The organism is Maribacter sp. (genome assembly GCF_016744255.1).
Taxonomy (GTDB): Bacteria; Bacteroidota; Bacteroidia; order Flavobacteriales; family Flavobacteriaceae; genus Maribacter_B.
Window position 1 is genome coordinate 26,180 of sequence record NZ_JADGES010000017.1, and the last position, 16,086, is coordinate 42,265.

The 16,086-nt window shown below is 34.2% G+C and carries 17 protein-coding genes; 8 read left to right on the top strand and 9 right to left on the bottom strand.

All coding sequences use genetic code 11. From position 1 onward, the window contains the following. Positions 1-31 precede the first annotated feature (31 nt). Complete coding sequence (locus tag QZZ51_RS04955) at positions 32-592, top strand: DUF4136 domain-containing protein (RefSeq protein ID WP_291866735.1); 561 nt, start codon at positions 32-34, stop codon at positions 590-592. Between the two features lie 20 nt (positions 593-612). Here the strand turns inward: QZZ51_RS04955 and QZZ51_RS04960 are convergent, their stop codons facing one another. Next, the gene (locus QZZ51_RS04960; protein ID WP_291866738.1) at positions 613-1,101 is read right to left on the bottom strand and encodes an Lrp/AsnC family transcriptional regulator; all 489 of its coding nucleotides are present in this window, start codon (positions 1,099-1,101) and stop codon (positions 613-615) included. Positions 1,102-1,267: 166 nt separating this feature from the next. Between QZZ51_RS04960 and QZZ51_RS04965 the strand changes: the two genes are divergently transcribed. Further along, entirely contained in the window at positions 1,268-3,034 is a 1,767-nt protein-coding gene (locus QZZ51_RS04965) for an aromatic amino acid hydroxylase (RefSeq protein WP_291866740.1), read from the top strand. Here QZZ51_RS04965 and QZZ51_RS04970 read toward each other — a convergent pair. From QZZ51_RS04970 to alaS, 4 genes are all read right to left on the bottom strand, one after another. Beyond that, the gene (locus tag QZZ51_RS04970; protein ID WP_291866743.1) at positions 3,031-3,645 is read right to left on the bottom strand and encodes a DUF4230 domain-containing protein; all 615 of its coding nucleotides are present in this window, start codon (positions 3,643-3,645) and stop codon (positions 3,031-3,033) included. The two genes, QZZ51_RS04965 and QZZ51_RS04970, sit on opposite strands and share 4 nt — an antisense overlap. Then, positions 3,642-4,589: a GSCFA domain-containing protein gene (locus QZZ51_RS04975; protein ID WP_291866746.1), complete on the bottom strand. Its 948-nt coding sequence runs from the start codon at positions 4,587-4,589 to the stop codon at positions 3,642-3,644. The genes QZZ51_RS04970 and QZZ51_RS04975 overlap by 4 nt, the downstream gene beginning before the upstream one ends. Further along, entirely contained in the window at positions 4,586-5,446 is an 861-nt protein-coding gene (locus QZZ51_RS04980) for a tetratricopeptide repeat protein (RefSeq protein ID WP_291866748.1), read from the bottom strand. Before QZZ51_RS04980 ends, QZZ51_RS04975 begins: the two co-directional genes overlap by 4 nt. A gap of 91 nt (positions 5,447-5,537) precedes the next feature. Further along, on the bottom strand, positions 5,538-8,153 hold the full coding sequence (gene alaS / locus QZZ51_RS04985; protein ID WP_291866750.1) for an alanine--tRNA ligase: 2,616 nt from the start codon (positions 8,151-8,153) through the stop codon (positions 5,538-5,540). A 104-nt stretch (positions 8,154-8,257) separates the two neighbouring features. Between alaS and QZZ51_RS04990 the strand changes: the two genes are divergently transcribed. From QZZ51_RS04990 to QZZ51_RS05010, 5 genes are read left to right on the top strand one after another with little or no spacing between them, the layout of a single operon-like run. After that, a complete protein-coding gene (locus tag QZZ51_RS04990) occupies positions 8,258-9,235 on the top strand; it encodes a M23 family metallopeptidase (protein ID WP_291866752.1) in 978 nt (325 codons plus the stop codon). Continuing rightward, entirely contained in the window at positions 9,235-9,564 is a 330-nt protein-coding gene (locus QZZ51_RS04995) for a MerR family transcriptional regulator (RefSeq protein WP_291866754.1), read from the top strand. Before QZZ51_RS04990 ends, QZZ51_RS04995 begins: the two co-directional genes overlap by 1 nt. A gap of 19 nt (positions 9,565-9,583) precedes the next feature. Beyond that, positions 9,584-10,183: a LemA family protein gene (locus QZZ51_RS05000; protein WP_291866757.1), complete on the top strand. Its 600-nt coding sequence runs from the start codon at positions 9,584-9,586 to the stop codon at positions 10,181-10,183. Between the two features lie 6 nt (positions 10,184-10,189). Next, complete coding sequence (locus QZZ51_RS05005) at positions 10,190-10,627, top strand: TPM domain-containing protein (protein ID WP_291866761.1); 438 nt, start codon at positions 10,190-10,192, stop codon at positions 10,625-10,627. Beyond that, positions 10,608-11,405, top strand: a complete 798-nt coding sequence (locus tag QZZ51_RS05010) for a YgcG family protein (RefSeq protein ID WP_291866764.1) — start codon at positions 10,608-10,610, stop codon at positions 11,403-11,405. Before QZZ51_RS05005 ends, QZZ51_RS05010 begins: the two co-directional genes overlap by 20 nt. Before the next feature lie 81 nt (positions 11,406-11,486). Here the strand turns inward: QZZ51_RS05010 and der are convergent, their stop codons facing one another. Next, complete coding sequence (der, locus tag QZZ51_RS05015) at positions 11,487-12,791, bottom strand: ribosome biogenesis GTPase Der (RefSeq protein ID WP_291866767.1); 1,305 nt, start codon at positions 12,789-12,791, stop codon at positions 11,487-11,489. Positions 12,792-12,868: 77 nt separating this feature from the next. After that, positions 12,869-13,579: an acetyltransferase gene (locus tag QZZ51_RS05020; RefSeq protein ID WP_291866770.1), complete on the bottom strand. Its 711-nt coding sequence runs from the start codon at positions 13,577-13,579 to the stop codon at positions 12,869-12,871. A 132-nt stretch (positions 13,580-13,711) separates the two neighbouring features. Here QZZ51_RS05020 and QZZ51_RS05025 point away from each other — a divergent pair, with 132 nt between their 5' ends. Next, positions 13,712-14,209 carry a GTP-binding protein gene (locus QZZ51_RS05025; RefSeq protein ID WP_291866772.1) on the top strand — a complete coding sequence of 166 codons (498 nt, stop codon included), beginning with the start codon at positions 13,712-13,714 and terminating at the stop codon, positions 14,207-14,209. Positions 14,210-14,336: 127 nt separating this feature from the next. Here QZZ51_RS05025 and era read toward each other — a convergent pair whose 3' ends face one another. Both era and QZZ51_RS05035 read right to left on the bottom strand, forming a co-directional pair. After that, on the bottom strand, positions 14,337-15,224 hold the full coding sequence (era, locus tag QZZ51_RS05030; protein WP_291866773.1) for a GTPase Era: 888 nt from the start codon (positions 15,222-15,224) through the stop codon (positions 14,337-14,339). Next, positions 15,211-16,086, bottom strand: an 876-nt coding sequence (locus QZZ51_RS05035) for an alanine:cation symporter family protein (RefSeq protein ID WP_291866775.1), incomplete at its 5' end; no start/stop codon positions are given. The genes era and QZZ51_RS05035, both read right to left, overlap by 14 nt.

A 16,086-nucleotide genomic window follows, 5' to 3' on the forward strand; every position in this document is an offset into this window, starting at 1 on the left:
TTTTGTTTTTAACTCGATAAAAATAATTGCTATGAAAAAATTACAATTACTAGCGCTACCAGTATTAATGGTAGTTCTATTAAGCGCTTGTACTTCGGTACGTGTGCTTTCTGACTATGATAAAGATGCAAATTTTGCTTCTTATAAGTCTTATGCATTTTACAAAACTGGTATTGATAAAGCAGAAATATCTGATTTAGATAAAAAGAGAATCCTAAGAGCTATTGATAGTGAAATGGCTACAAGAGGTTTTACAAAATCTAACTCACCAGACATTTTGGTAAGTATTTTTACCAAAGAAAAAGAACAAGTAGATATTTACAACAACTATTGGGGCGGAGGTTTCGGCTGGGGTTGGAGCCCATATTATTGGAGACCAGGAATGAACAATGGAACACAAGTAAGCACCCGAACAGAAGGCTCTTTATATATTGATTTAATCGATGCTAAAAGCAAAGAATTAGTGTGGCAAGGCAAAGGAATAGGAACTCTTGGACATGCCAAAAGCATAGAAAAGAAAGAAGAACGTATACAGCTATTTGTTGCTGAAATACTCAAAGCATATCCGCCACAAGTAATGGCTTCTAAGTAAAACACCAAAGAGGCAGCTTCTTAAGAAGCTGCCTCTTTTTTTTCTAATAATGGAAAATAGGTGCTGTCTTTTACTTCATTTAAAACAAAAGCACTTTTCACCATTCCTATATGTGGCAAGGATGCCACCTTATCTTTAGAGAACTTAAAATAATCATCTAGATCTTTTACTATAATTTTAAGTAAAAAATCGAATTCCCCACCTACCACAAAGCACTCCACCACCTCTGGGTATTTTTTTACGCTAGCCGCAAAATCATCCATTAACCTTTCTTTTTGCGCATCTAAAGACACAAAACTAAAAACCGTAATACTAGGTTCTATTTTGTTTTTATCTAAAATAGCCACATACTTAGAAATAAAACCATTTTTCTCCAATCTTCTAATACGCTCATAAACAGGAGTTTTTGTCATTTGCAACCGCTCTGCTATTTCTTTCGTATTTGTTTTTGCATCCTTTTCTAGTATCTGCAATATTTTTCTATCTATAGCATCTAACTTTTGTTCCATAAAATTTCCTGTATTCCGATTATAAAACCCCACTTAAGCATACAAATTACTGAATATTATAAAAATATAGGAATTTTTCCTTAAATAATTACAATACAAAAGACCCTAAAACTAAAAACTTACCTTTAATAGCATTTTATTGCTAAATTACCTAACACTAAATACCATGCAAAACGCTTACCAAAGCAATCCTATCTTAGAGAAGTTGCCAGAACATTTACTGCAATTTATAAAACCGCAAGACTATGAAAATTATTCTGCTATTGATCAAGCAGTGTGGCGTTATGTAATGCGTAAAAATGTGGATTATTTGGGAAAAGTAGCGCATTCCTCTTATTTAGATGGTCTAAAGAAAACAGGAATCTCTATCCAAAATATTCCTAACATGTATGGCATGAACCGTATTTTACAGGAAATAGGCTGGGCAGCTGTTGCCGTAGACGGATTTATTCCTCCTTCTGCATTTATGGAGTTCCAAGCATACAATGTATTAGTAATAGCATCGGATATTCGGCAATTGGAAAATATAGAATACACGCCTGCTCCAGATATTATACATGAAGGTGCTGGCCACGCTCCAATTATTGCAAACCCCGAATACTCTGAATATTTAAGGCGCTTTGGAGAGATTGGTTGTAAAGCTATTTCGAGCAAAAAAGATTATGAATTATATGAAGCCGTGCGGCATTTATCTATTATAAAAGAGGCTCCGAACACTCCAGAAGATGAAATTAAAAAAGCGGAAAACAAAATAGAAACGCTACAACAGAACATGGGAGAACCCAGTGAAATGGCTTTCATTCGAAACCTACATTGGTGGACGGTAGAATACGGCTTAATCGGTACTGTTGAAAACCCTAAAATATATGGCGCGGGCCTTTTATCTTCTATTGGTGAGAGTGCTTGGTGCATGACGGATGAAGTAAAAAAAATTCCCTATTCCAAGATTGCGGCGCATACTGCTTTTGATATTACCAAACCGCAACCGCAATTATTTGTAACTCCTGACTTTTCTTTTTTAAGCCAAGTTCTAGAAGAATTTGCCAATACCATGGCTTTAAGAACTGGCGGATGGAACGGCGTTCAAAAACTAATTGATTCGCAAGAAATTGGCACTATTGAATTAAGCACAGGTTTGCAAATTTCAGGAAACTTTACTAATGTAATTGCAGGTAATGGCAATTCCATATTTTTTCAAACCACGGGACTTACCGCTCTTTCTTATAGAAACCAAGAATTAATTGGACACGGAACCAACCAACACCCTCATGGTTTTGGTTCGCCTATAGGAAAACTTAAAGGTATTAATATCTCCATTGAAGATATGAGCCCTAGAGACCTTAAAGCATATAACATCTACGAAGGAGAGATGGTTTCTTTAGAATTTGAAGGCGGTATTATAGTTAAAGGAAAAATAATCACCGGAACACGAAACTTACAGGGTGAAATTATTTTAATCACCCTAAAAAATTGTGTTGTAACCCATTTAGAGGAAGTTCTGTTCCAATCGAAAGAGGAACTTTACAATATGGCTATTGGAGAAAAAGTAGTATCCGCATTCCATGGGCCCGCAGATTTATCGAGCTTTAATAGGATAACACATGAAATTACATCTACCAAACACAAAGTTGAAAAAACTCTGGAACAGCTAAAATTAGAAGAACTTTACCAACAGGTTAGAGATTTTAGAGAAGGAAAAAACAAAATCCTTTCTAGAAATAAAGTCTTTAAAGAAATTCAAAATAATCACCCTAAAGATTGGCTTCTCTCTATAGAGCTATTCGAGTTGGCTATGGAAAGTAAAAATATAGAATTCGCAACCTCTATTGAGACATACTTAGAAAACTTAAAATTAGAAAACCCCAAAATAGGTAAGCTTGTAGATAACGGACTTAATCTAGCAAAAGAAGGTGCTAAAATTACACCGACTTAATCTTTTACTAATTGTTTTAAGCTATTTCCTTGCACAACTTGTTCGTTATACTGTAACGTCCACCCCATGGAATTAGTTAATACATAAAATTTAGAAAGCTCGCTTAACAACCTATTCTTTGCATTACGCTGCAAAGAAGAAGCCTCTACTTTCTTTAGCAAAGAAGCGCGCACGTTTTTCTTTATAGTATTGTAATCTTTAGCTTTAAAGGGATTAAGGTAATCTGCAGCAACATCGTAGTATTCAAAATCTGGGTTTATTTTTATTTCGGGCTCTGGAATACTTTTTATGTATAAGGTTTTTGTTTTTTCATCTACCTCAAAAACCAATTCACTTAAATCGTACCCAACTGTTACCTCCGCATTAACTACAACCAAAGCCTTTTTATCTGCCGTAATTAACGTCCCAAAAAGCTCTTGTGAATCTTTATAATTATAAACCTCAGCAAAATGCCCTTCGGTAACTACCAATTTGGAGACATTTTTTATTTGCTGTTGAATAAGCATCGAACTTTCTTGTAAAATAGATTTCTCTTCCTTGTCTTCTGAACAAGAACGAAAAACAAGAACTACTGCTAACATAATTACAGCGCCAATTAAAACTCTCTTCATTGGGTAAATTTCATAAATGTATATGTTTCTTCAAGGTACGTTTTTTTCTTTTTAAGGGCTTCTAAAAAAGTTTTATGCTCTTGAGAATCTTTATTAAAAGGCCTGTGAGACAATCCTTTTTGAACGACATTTACCTTATCCATTACTTTCTGAACATCCTCTGCCATCCAAACAGAGGTGAATTTTTCCCAGATATAACTAATTGCCGTTGTATTGGGGTGCACCATATCTTCTTTGTAAAACCTATAATCGCGCAATTCATCCATCATAATTTCATACGAAGGAAAATAACATCCAACATTCTCTAAATGCGCATGGAGAGCTGTAAACAAATGCGCTTTACTTTGTTGATTTTCTACAAATCCGTCTTTTAAATGGCGTACTGGTGAAATGGTGAAAATTAGAGTTGCTTCTTTATTTATAGATTTTATGTGATGGGTTATACGCTCTAAACTATCTTGAATTTCCTTTACGGATAATACTCTTTTGGAAAATTGCTTTTGTGGCACTTTATGACAGTTGGCTACTACTTTTTGAGTTTCCACAACAGAATACACCCAAGCAGTACCCAATGTAATTACAATATGAGATGCTTTTTTTATTTGCTCTCTAGTATGTTGTAAACCCATATTAAGCCTCTGTAACAACTCCTCTGGAGTATTAGCACTCACCTCTGAATGCGCATCGAAACAATACCAACGTTCGTTATGTAAAAAAATAGATTCCTTGGTATATTTTTTAGACGTAATCGCTCTAGTAATAAGGTTTTCTATAGTTACAGGGTGAAATAAAATTCCAAACGGATTCTGAACCGTTTGGAATTTATAGTATTTTAATTTCTCCCCTATATTCTCTACAAAGCAAGAACCTAGCAATAGTAATTTACTATTATAACCTATTTGATGTTTCTCTGGCTTTAACCCAATATTGGTTTGAAGTTTCATTCAGATATACTTAACATTGGACTTAATTTATGAAATATTTGATATGGATAAATTTCATAAAAAACTTGATCTTCATTAATTGTATTTTGCTTGTTTTTAAAAGCAAGCTCAAACACCTTTTTAGCTTCATCTAATTGATTATTATTTCGAAGAGAAATAGCCTTATAATATAATGCGTCTGCAAAATTAGTATACACCTTAAGTGACATATTAAAATGGGCTATTGCAGCGTCAAAATTTTCTAACTCATACTCCACAATTCCCAAATAAAACCAATCCAAATAATGACAAGCCTCCTCTGGCTCATCATTAGGAAAATCTTTAAATTGCTGCTCTTTACTCTTTAGTAAAAACTCTTTAGCCTTATCGAATTTATTTAATTGTAAATAATCAAGTCCAATATAGAAATTGTACGTATGATCCATAACATACCTATCGCCAAGCAGTTCTTTAACCTCTAATAATTCTGTTATTGACTCCTGATACTCCTTAGAAAATATACATTTCATAAAGCCGCTATAATCCAGTTGCCCAGCTGCATCATACTCAACAGCTTTCTTTAAAAAGGGTTTACCAAGTGAATATTTACGGGCTTTGTACAAAGGCATTGCCTTTTGTTGCCAGAAATAAGCCGAATCTGGCTTTATAAGTAAAGCGGAATCTAAATATTTTTGGCGTTTTACCGAATAAAGACCTGCTAGATTCGCTTTTCTCCAATACTCAGCTATCTGCAATTTTTGATGGGAAGTAATTTTACGATTTTTAATTTCAGGCGTTTTACTTTCTAATTTTGTTGCTTCCTTATCCTCTATGCATGAAATTAAAAGCATACAAAGAATAATAATCAGATTTTTCATAGTACACTAATTTATTAAAGTCGATTTCTTAACTTATCCTTGTATTTAAACCTCTTAATCCGTACGCTCAATATCTAACAAACACCTTCTTTTAAACCAAATACTCTCTAGCTTTTTCTAAAGCTTCTTCTATTCCTGCCGGGTTTTTACCCCCCGCAGTAGCAAAAAATGGCTGACCTCCTCCTCCTCCTTGGATATATTTACCAAGCTCGCGAACAATAGTCCCAGCATTCAAATTTTTTGACGTTGCCAATTCTTTAGAAATATAGCAAGACAATAGTGCCTTCCCGTTCTGCTTTGTTCCAAATAATAAAAACAAATTATCTTTATTTGCTCCCATTTCAAAAGAAAGGTCTTTTATTCCTGCAGCATTTAAATCTATCTTTTTTGCTAAAAATTGTACTCCGTTAACTTCTTCAAGGCTGCCTAACAAATCTCCTTTTAAGTTCTTTGCTTTATCTTTTAAAAGTTCTGCTATTTGTTTTTTAAGAGCACTATTTTCTTCTTGTAAAGTAGATACCGCTTTAATTGGGTCTTTAGCATTATTTAGTAAATCTTTAATTTCGAATAAAGTTCTATTATTATCAAAATAAAACTCTCTAACTCCATCAAAAGTTATGGCTTCTATTCTACGAATCCCAGAAGCTACCCCTCCTTCGCTCTTAATTTTAAAATGCCAAATATCTGCTGTATTCTTCACATGGGTACCACCACACAGTTCCATAGACTGACCAAAACGAATGGTACGAACAGTATCACCGTACTTTTCACCGAATAATGCCATAGCACCTTCTTCCAGTGCCTCTTTCATAGGGACTGCTCTATTCTCTTGCAATGCCAGCTTACCTTCTATTCTTGCATTTACAAAACTCTCTACTTGTCTTAATTCCTCTGGACTTAACTTGGAAAAATGAGAAAAATCGAAACGTAAATATTTAGAATGTACTGCAGAACCTTTTTGCTCTACATGTACTCCTAAAACTTCTCTTAAAGCTTGATGTAGTAAGTGTGTTGCTGTATGGTTCGCTTCGGTTCTTTGGCGTTGTTTTTTATCTACTACAGCCTTTAAAGTCTCTTCTAGCTTCTTTGGTAAATTTTTAGAAAAATGAACAATTTCATTATTTTCTCTTTTAGTATCTATAATATAAACCACATCGCCATTAGGAACTTCTAAATATCCTTTATCCCCAACTTGCCCACCGCCTTCTGCGTAAAATGGAGTTAAGTTAAATACCATTTGAAATTGCTCTCCGTCTTTCTTAGAAGTTACCTTTCTATATTTTATAAGCTTTACATCTGCCTCTAGTCTATCGTAACCTACAAATTCTTGTTCGGAGTCATTAGCCAAGATAGTCCAATCTTCTTTAGATATTTCAGAGGCCGATTTAGAACGTTTTTTTTGGGCTTGCATCGCTTTTTCAAACCCTGCTTCATCTAGAGTATATCCTCTTTCTCCAAGAATTAATGCTGTAAGATCTATTGGGAATCCATACGTATCATATAACTCAAAAGCCTTTGCTCCATCAACTTCTTTTCCTTCTGTATTGCCTATAATATTATCTAATAATACTAGACCTTGGTCTAAAGTCTTTAAAAAAGAATGTTCTTCTTCTTTAATAACGTTTTCTATTAACTGACTTTGCTCTTTAAGTTCTGGAAAAGCATCGCCCATAGTACTTGTTAGAACTTTTACCAATCGATACATAAAAGGTTCTTTGGTTTCTAAAAAGGTAAAACCATAACGCACTGCTCTTCTAAGTATTCTTCGTATTACATAACCGGCACCTGTATTACTTGGCAATTGCCCATCTGCAATAGAAAAAGAAACGGCTCTAATATGATCCGCAATTACACGTATGGCAATATCTACTTCTTCATTATTACCATATTTAGAATTCGTAATCGCTTCTATCTCTCTAATAATAGGAGTAAAAACATCGGTATCATAATTAGATTTTACATTTTGCATAACCATACAAAGGCGTTCAAATCCCATACCTGTATCTACATGCTTCGCTGGCAATGGCTCTAATTCTCCGCCTGCTTTACGATTGTATTGCATAAAAACCAAGTTCCAAATTTCAACCACTAAAGGGTGGTCTGCATTTACTAAACTTGCACCAGAAACTTTTGCTTTTTCTTCTGCCGAACGAATATCTACATGAATCTCGGAACATGGGCCACATGGTCCTTGTTCTCCCATTTCCCAAAAATTATCTTTTTTATTCCCTCTAATAATACGATCTTCTGGAACAATGGCCTTCCATAAATTGTAAGCCTCCATATCCATTTCTAAATTATCTGCATCTGTACTTCCTTCGAAAACAGAAACATAAAGGCTTTCTTTATCTATCTTTAAAACATCGGTTAATAACTCCCATGCCCATTCTATAGCTTCTTTTTTAAAGTAATCTCCAAAACTCCAGTTTCCAAGCATCTCGAACATGGTATGGTGGTATGTATCTTTACCAACCTCCTCTAAATCGTTATGTTTACCACTAACTCTTAAACACTTTTGACTATCCGAAACACGTGGGTTTTGTGCTACGCTATTCCCTAAAAAGTATTCTTTAAATTGGTTCATTCCGGCATTAGTAAACAACAAAGTTGGGTCATCTTTAATAACCATTGGTGCTGATGCTACTATCTTGTGATTCTTTTCTTTAAAAAAATCTAAAAACTGACTTCTAATTTCCTTGGAATTCATCTAAAATGGTAAGGTTTTTTAAAAAATAATGGTTTCTGCAAAACAATTTTTATATTTGTTTGTTCTGTTAAAACTACAGCGCAAAAATAGGATAAAATCCATTCATGTCTAAAGTAAAATATTATTACGATCCCGATACGCTTTCTTATCGCAAGATTGAGCCTAAAAAATCTAGGCGATTACGCAATATTGGGCTCTTTTTTATAGGTTCTGTTCTGTTCGGTTTGTTGGCTTTAGTATTTCTTTTAAACACCAATTTAATAAATACTCCCAAAGAACTATCCTTACAACGCGAAGTTAAAAATTACGAACTTCAGTTTGAATTATTAGATAAGAAAATGGAACAGATTGAAGATGTTTTAGCCAATATCGAAGATCGCGACAACAATATATACCGATTATATTTTGAAGCAAACCCTATACCTGAAGAACAGCGCAGGGCTGGTTTTGGGGGAATAAACCGCTACAAATCTTTAGAAGGCTTTAATAATTCTGATATGGTAATTGCCACTACCAAACGATTAGATGTTATTAAAAAACAAATGGCAATACAATCTAAGTCTTTAGATGAAATTACTAAACTAGCGGAGGAAAAAGAAAAACTCCTCGCTGCTATCCCTGCTATACAACCCATAAATAATGAGGATTTAACTCGTATGGCTTCTGGTTACGGTTGGCGTTCTGACCCTTTTACAAAGGCCAGAAAAATGCATTATGGCATGGATTTTACAGCACCAAAAGGAACTCCTATTTATGCATCTGGCGATGGTAAAATAGCACGAGCAGATAATAACTCTTCTGGTTACGGAAAGCACATTCGTATTGACCACGGCTATGGCTACCTTAGTCTTTATGCCCACATGAGCCAATATAATGTAATAAAGGGACAAAAAGTAAAAAGAGGAGACCTTATTGGTTTCGTAGGAAGCACAGGACGTTCGGAAGCTCCCCACTTACATTATGAAGTGTGGAAGGAAAACGATAGAATTAATCCTCTTAATTTTTACTATGGTAGTTTGTCTCCTGAAGAATTTCAGAATATGCTGAAATATGCAAACCAAGAAAATCAATCTTTAGATTAATGCAAATAGATCTTCCAGAAAAAAGGTATTATGGTATTGGCGAAGTTGCTAAAGCTTTTGATGTAAACACATCTTTAATTCGCTTTTGGGAAAAAGAATTCGATGTTCTTAAACCTAAAAAGAATGCCAAAGGCAATCGCAAATTTACACCACAGGACATTACTAATCTAAAATTAATATTCCACCTTGTAAAAGAGCGTGGCTTTACTTTAGATGGCGCAAAAACGCATTTAAAAGAAGAACGTCATAAAACCTTATCTAATTTTGATCTAATTCAAAAATTAGAAAAAGTAAAATCAGAACTAATTAAAATAAAAAATAACCTATAAAACTATAAACACAACTATTATGAAAAAAGGATTAATTGCTTTAATTGTACTCGGCGTATTAGCATTCGGAATTTACCAATGGGCCGTTGGTTTTAACAATACTGCCGTACAACTAAAAGAAACCTCTACAAAAACATGGGCAAATGTAGAAAGTGCCTACCAAAGAAGAAATGACCTTATTGGCAACTTAGTAAAAACAGTGCAAGGTGCTGCTGACTTTGAAAAAGGAACTTTAACAGCGGTTATAGAAGCTAGAGCAAAAGCAACTTCTATATCTATAGACCCAACAAACATAACTCCAGAGCAACTTGCAAAATTTAACCAAGCACAAGGCGGCCTTAGTGGCGCTTTAAAAAGCTTATTAGTTACAGTAGAACGTTATCCTGATTTAAAAGCAAACCAGAACTTTCTAGAGTTACAATCGCAATTAGAAGGGACTGAAAATAGAATTAATGTTGCTAGAGATCGTTTTAATGCTACCGTAGAACCCTATAATGTTCTTATTAAAAAATTCCCAGGATCTATACTTGCCGGAATCTTTAATTTTGATGAACTAGCTTACTTTAAATCTGAAGCAGGTTCTGAAAATGCTCCAGATGTAAATTTCGATTTTAAATAAAATTTAATGTCAAAAGTTGAGGACTTTTTAACACCAGAAGAAGAGCAAGAAGTTGTTTCTGCTATTCTACAAGCTGAAAAAAATACTTCAGGGGAAATACGTGTACACATAGAAGCACATACTCGACTAGAAATGCTAGATAGAGCTAAGGAAGTTTTTCATTTGCTTAAAATGGATAACACCAAAGCCGAAAATGGAGTGCTTATCTACATAGCAGTTAATGATAGAAAATTTGCTATTTATGGTGATAAAGGTATTGACCAAGTGGTGCCCGAAAATTTTTGGGATAACACCAAAGAGGTCATTCGCAAAGATTTTATAACAGGCAATTTTAAAGAAGGTATTATTAACGGTGTTCTAAAAGCTGGTCAAGAGCTAGAAGAACATTTTCCGTGGACGCATGGAGACACAAACGAACTAAGCAATGAAATATCTAAAGGGTAACCTTCTTTTACTTTTTTTATGCTTTTGGACGATTTCTCAGGCGCAATTTAATATCCCAGATAAACCTGGGAAACAAAACCAGACTAGTGTCTATGACTATATTAGTTTGTTATCTAAATCTGAAAATCAATCACTTACCGAAAAGCTTATTAAATATTCCGACAGCACCTCAACGCAAATAGTTGTTGCTATTATTAGCTCTACAGAAGGAGAAAACATAACCTACTTAGGAGCAAATTGGGGTGAAAAATGGGGAATAGGACAAGCTAATGAAGATAATGGGGTTTTAATTTTACTTGCCAAAGACGATAGAAAAATTGCAATAAATACTGGGTATGGAGTAGAAGGTTCTTTAACAGACGCCATGTCTCGCAGAATTATCGAAACCGTTATTCTACCTAGGTTTAAACAAAACAATTATTACGGTGGATTAAATAAGGGTTCCGATGCTATTTTCAATGTTCTTAATGGTGAATTTACAGAAGACAGAACATTTAACAATGATAGAATTCCTTTTGAGGCTTTTTTACCATTCATCATCTTTTTTATTATCCTAATAATTCTATGGAATAGAAAAGGAAACAATGGAAATAATAGCGGCGGTCGCAGAGGCTCTGGATTAGATTTTAGAGATATTATTATTCTAAGCAATATGGGCCGTGGAGGCTCCTCTAGCGGAAGCGGAAGCTTTGGAGGTGGAGGATTTAGCGGTGGTGGCTTTGGAGGAGGTTTCGGCGGCGGCGGCTTTGGAGGAGGTGGCGCCTCTGGAGGTTGGTAACATTATACTTATATACATAAAATTAAAAAGGCATCTATTACTGAGTAATAGATGCCTTTTTAATTTTAACTCTTTATTTTCTTATTTCTTACGCATAAAAATACTAATAGGAACTCCAGAGAAATTAAATTTTTCTCTTAATTTATTCTCTAAATAGCGCTTGTAAGGCTCCCGAACATACTGTGGCAAATTACAAAAGAAAGCAAATTGCGGATATGGTGTTGGCAATTGCATACAGAATTTAATCTTCACAAACTTACCTTTATAAGCAGGCGGAGGATAGTTTTCTATAATAGGCAACATTGTATCATTAAACTTACGTGTTGCTATTTTTGTGTTTCTATTATTATATACCTCAACTGCTGTTTCAATGGCCTTAAAAATACGCTGCTTTGTTAATACGGATATAAAAAGAATTGGCACATCTGTAAATGGTTCAATCGCTCTTTTAATTTTATCTGTATAGTGTTTAATGGTATTAGTCTCTTTATCTTCAACTAAATCCCATTTATTCACTAATATTACTATTCCCTTATTGTTTCTCTGTGCTAGCCAGAAAATATTTTCTACTTGACCATCGAAACCACGGGTTGCATCTAGTATTACTAAACAAACATCGCTATGCTCAATAGCCCTTACAGAGCGCATTACTGAGTAAAATTCTAAATCCTCTTTAACCTTTGCTTTACGACGAATACCTGCCGTATCTACTAAATTAAATTCGAATCCAAAACGATTATATTTAGTATCTATACTATCTCTAGTTGTTCCTGCTATATCTGTAACTATATAGCGTTCTTCTCCAATTAATGCATTAATAAAAGAAGATTTTCCTGCATTTGGCCTACCAACAACAGCAAACCTTGGAAGTTCACTTACTACCTCTTCTACCTCAGGAAGCACTTTTACAACTGCATCTAAAAGATCCCCAGTTCCACTACCATTAATACTAGATAATGTAAAAAAATCACCTAATCCTAGATTATAAAACTCCACGGCATATTCTTCCCGCATTGCGTTATCTACCTTATTTATGGCTAAGAACACAGGTTTATTCACTCTCCTAAGTAACTTAGCAACATCCTCATCCATACCAGTTACCCCAGACTCAACGTCTACCATAAAAACTATGGCATCTGCTTCTTCAATAGCTAGCTCTACTTGTTTATCTATTTCTTTCTCGAAGACATCATCACTACCAACAACATAACCTCCAGTATCAATTACAGAAAATTCTTTTCCATTCCAATCACTTTTTCCATAATGACGGTCTCTAGTAACTCCACTTGTCTCGTCAACAATAGCTTCTCTTCTTTGAATTAAGCGATTAAAAAAAGTGGATTTTCCAACATTTGGCCTTCCAACAATGGCAACAATAGCACTCATAACATAAAATTAAGCGACAAAGGTAATGCTAATACTTAAATAATAGCACAGAATACAGATAGATAGGATTTAAAGCGTTAAACTTCCTTTGCGTAAATTGGAATGACAGATACTTTTTTAGCGCCAGAAAGATAAGGCTCTCCTGCGCTTCGTTTTCTAATCACTCTGGAAGGGGAACCATATACTACAACATTTTTTTCAATATTATTTATCACTAATGAACCTGCTCCCACAATAGAATGGTCAGCAACTTTGATGTTTTCAATAATATTAGCTCCTAAACACACTGCTGAGTATGCTCCTAAACTAAAATTTCCACCAGTACATACTCTAGGTGCCAAACTAGAAAAATTCTCCATAGTGCCATCGTGATCTATAGACGCATTTGTATTAATTATACAAAAATCGCCAATCCTTGAATTAGAATTTATAATAGCCCCAGGCATAATAACTGTACCTTTTCCTATTAAAGTATTTCTTCCTATAGAAGCACTAGGATGTATAACACTTATGAATGAAAACATAGGAGAAATAGCCATAATGCGATCCATTACTAACTTTCGAGTCCAATTATCACCTATAGCAACAATTCCTCCAACAATAGCATATTTATCAATTAAGAAAGGTAAATCGAATTCACTACCTAGTATAGTATAACCATTAACCGTTCTTCCTTTTTTTTTATAGGAATCTATAAAACCTAAAACCGTATAATCTCCTTGTTTTTCAATGCAATCTAAAACCACATTACCATGACCTGAAGCTCCAAAAATGACAATATTTTTCATAGGAAAAAGGGGGTTTATGTATTTCATCGATGAAATTGACGTTTTGTCGATGAAATCAAAGATAAGAAATGTTTGTATACCAGCATTGAATTGATTAAATTTTAATGGTATTTTTAAGCAAACAACCCATTTATGAAAACCCTACCTAATAACGACATTGCATTAAGACCTCGTTTTCAACTAGATATAGAACAACCCAGCGAAGAACTACTTATAGCCTTTGACACCAAACCTAAAGCTCCTTTTTTAGTTAACAGACTAGATAACCACATATTCATTAAATTTAATACAGAAGAAACACATTTTTGGTCGCCTCAATTACATTTAGAAATTACAAATACCACGCCTACTGCATCTAAAATTTATGGGCTATTTGGACCAAACCCTACGCTATGGACCTTTTTTATGTTCTTACATTTTGGTGTAGCCACTATATTTATTGCTTTGTCTATATGGGCATATTCCTCTGCTACTTTAAATAAACCATATACTATGCAATTAATCTTAATGTTAATTATGGTCTTAGTATGGTTTACCTTATATGCTTTTGGTAGAGCTGGTAGAAAAAAGGGGAAACCTCAAATGCATATGCTACATAAGTTTATGAATACTACTTTAGGGATTGCATAATACCAATTAAGAAGTTCTTTTGATGTTTAATTGGCATAAAAAAATCTTCTAATTTACTTTTAAAAGTAAATTAGAAGATTAATATAGGGCTTCTAACTAGTACACAAGAATATTCTAAAACCAATAATTACTTCTTATTGTAACCAAAGCGTTTTAGTTGACGAGAATCACTACGCCAATTCTTATTTACCTTTACATATAACTCCAAGTGTACTTGTTTGCCAAAAAATTTCTCTAAATCTTTTCTAGACTCTACACCTACTCTTTTTAGGGCACTACCTTTATGCCCTATAATGATACCCTTCTGAGAATCGCGCTCTACCATAATTACGGCACGCATGCGGATAATATCTTCATCCTCGAAAAATTCCTCTGTCTCTATTTCTACAGAATAAGGAATTTCTTTTTTATAGTGCATTAGAATTTTCTCGCGAATAGTCTCGTTTACAAAAAAACGTTCTGGCTTATCTGTTAATTGATCTTTAGGATAATAAGCTGGTGAAGCCGGTAGTAATTCAATTATACGTTCAAAAACACCCGTTACATTAAAGTTTTGCAAAGCAGATATTAAGTGAATCTCTACTGTTGGCAACTGTTCTTGCCAGTATTGCACTTGTTCTTCTATTATTTCTTGTTCTGTAACATCAATCTTATTTAATAGAAGTAAAACTGGAATTTTTGAGCTTTTTATTTTCTCGAAAAACTTTTCGTCTTTCAAAGCTTGCTCTCCAATCTCTACCATATATAATAAAACATCGGCATCTTCAAAAGCTGATTTCACAAAATCCATCATGGAATTTTGCAACTCATATGCTGGCTTTATAATCCCTGGTGTATCCGAAAGGATTACCTGAAAATCATCTCCATTTACTATTCCTAAAATACGATGCCTAGTGGTTTGCGCTTTAGAAGTAATAATCGATAACTTTTCCCCTACAAAAGCATTCATCAATGTAGACTTACCTACATTAGGGTTACCTATAATATTTACAAATCCTGCTTTATGCTTTGTCATTTTTTAATTTTTTAAAATATGCTTTAGCAGCAACGTTCACTTTGGGCGCCAATAATAAAACTGCAATCATATTAGGAATTACCATAAGGGCGTAAGAAAGGTCAATTAAATTTTTAACTAACTCTAATGATGCTACTGCTGCAAAAATAATCATAATAACAAAGTAGACATTATATAATTTACCTATTCGTGCGTTTGTTAGGTAAGAAAGGGATTTTACGCCATAATAAGAATACGTAAAAAGGGTTGAAAAAGCAAAAGCGGTAACAATTAACATTAACAGATCATCCCCGTAACCAAATAAGGTACGTTCAAAAGCTTCTAATGTCATTAAAATACCACTAACATCCTCGGTATATGCACCACTTAGAATAATTACTATTGCTGTAAAAGTACATACTAAAATAGTATCTATAAACGGCCCCAACATAGCAACCAATCCTTCCTTGATTGGATTATCTGTTTTAGATTGCCCATGATACATAGGCGCGCTCCCCAAACCTGCTTCATTAGAAAACATTGCTCTACGCACACCAATAATTACAAGCCCCCAGAAACCACCTGTTACCACAGTTTTAAAATTCCAAGCCTCTGTAAAAATCAACTTTAAAGACGGCCAAACTTGATCTGCATTTAAAGCCATTACCACCACAACAGCAACTAAATATACCATTACCATAAAAGGAACAATGGTAGATGCTACTTTGGCTATTTTAGTTAATCCTCCAAAAATTACAAAAGACGTTACTATTGCTAAAAAAACTCCTATTGTCCATTTCCAACTTTCATCTTCCATAGCAAAGATGGTCTCTGAAGGTTTTATGACACTCATAAACGTTTCTGTAAACTGGTTGGCTGTAAA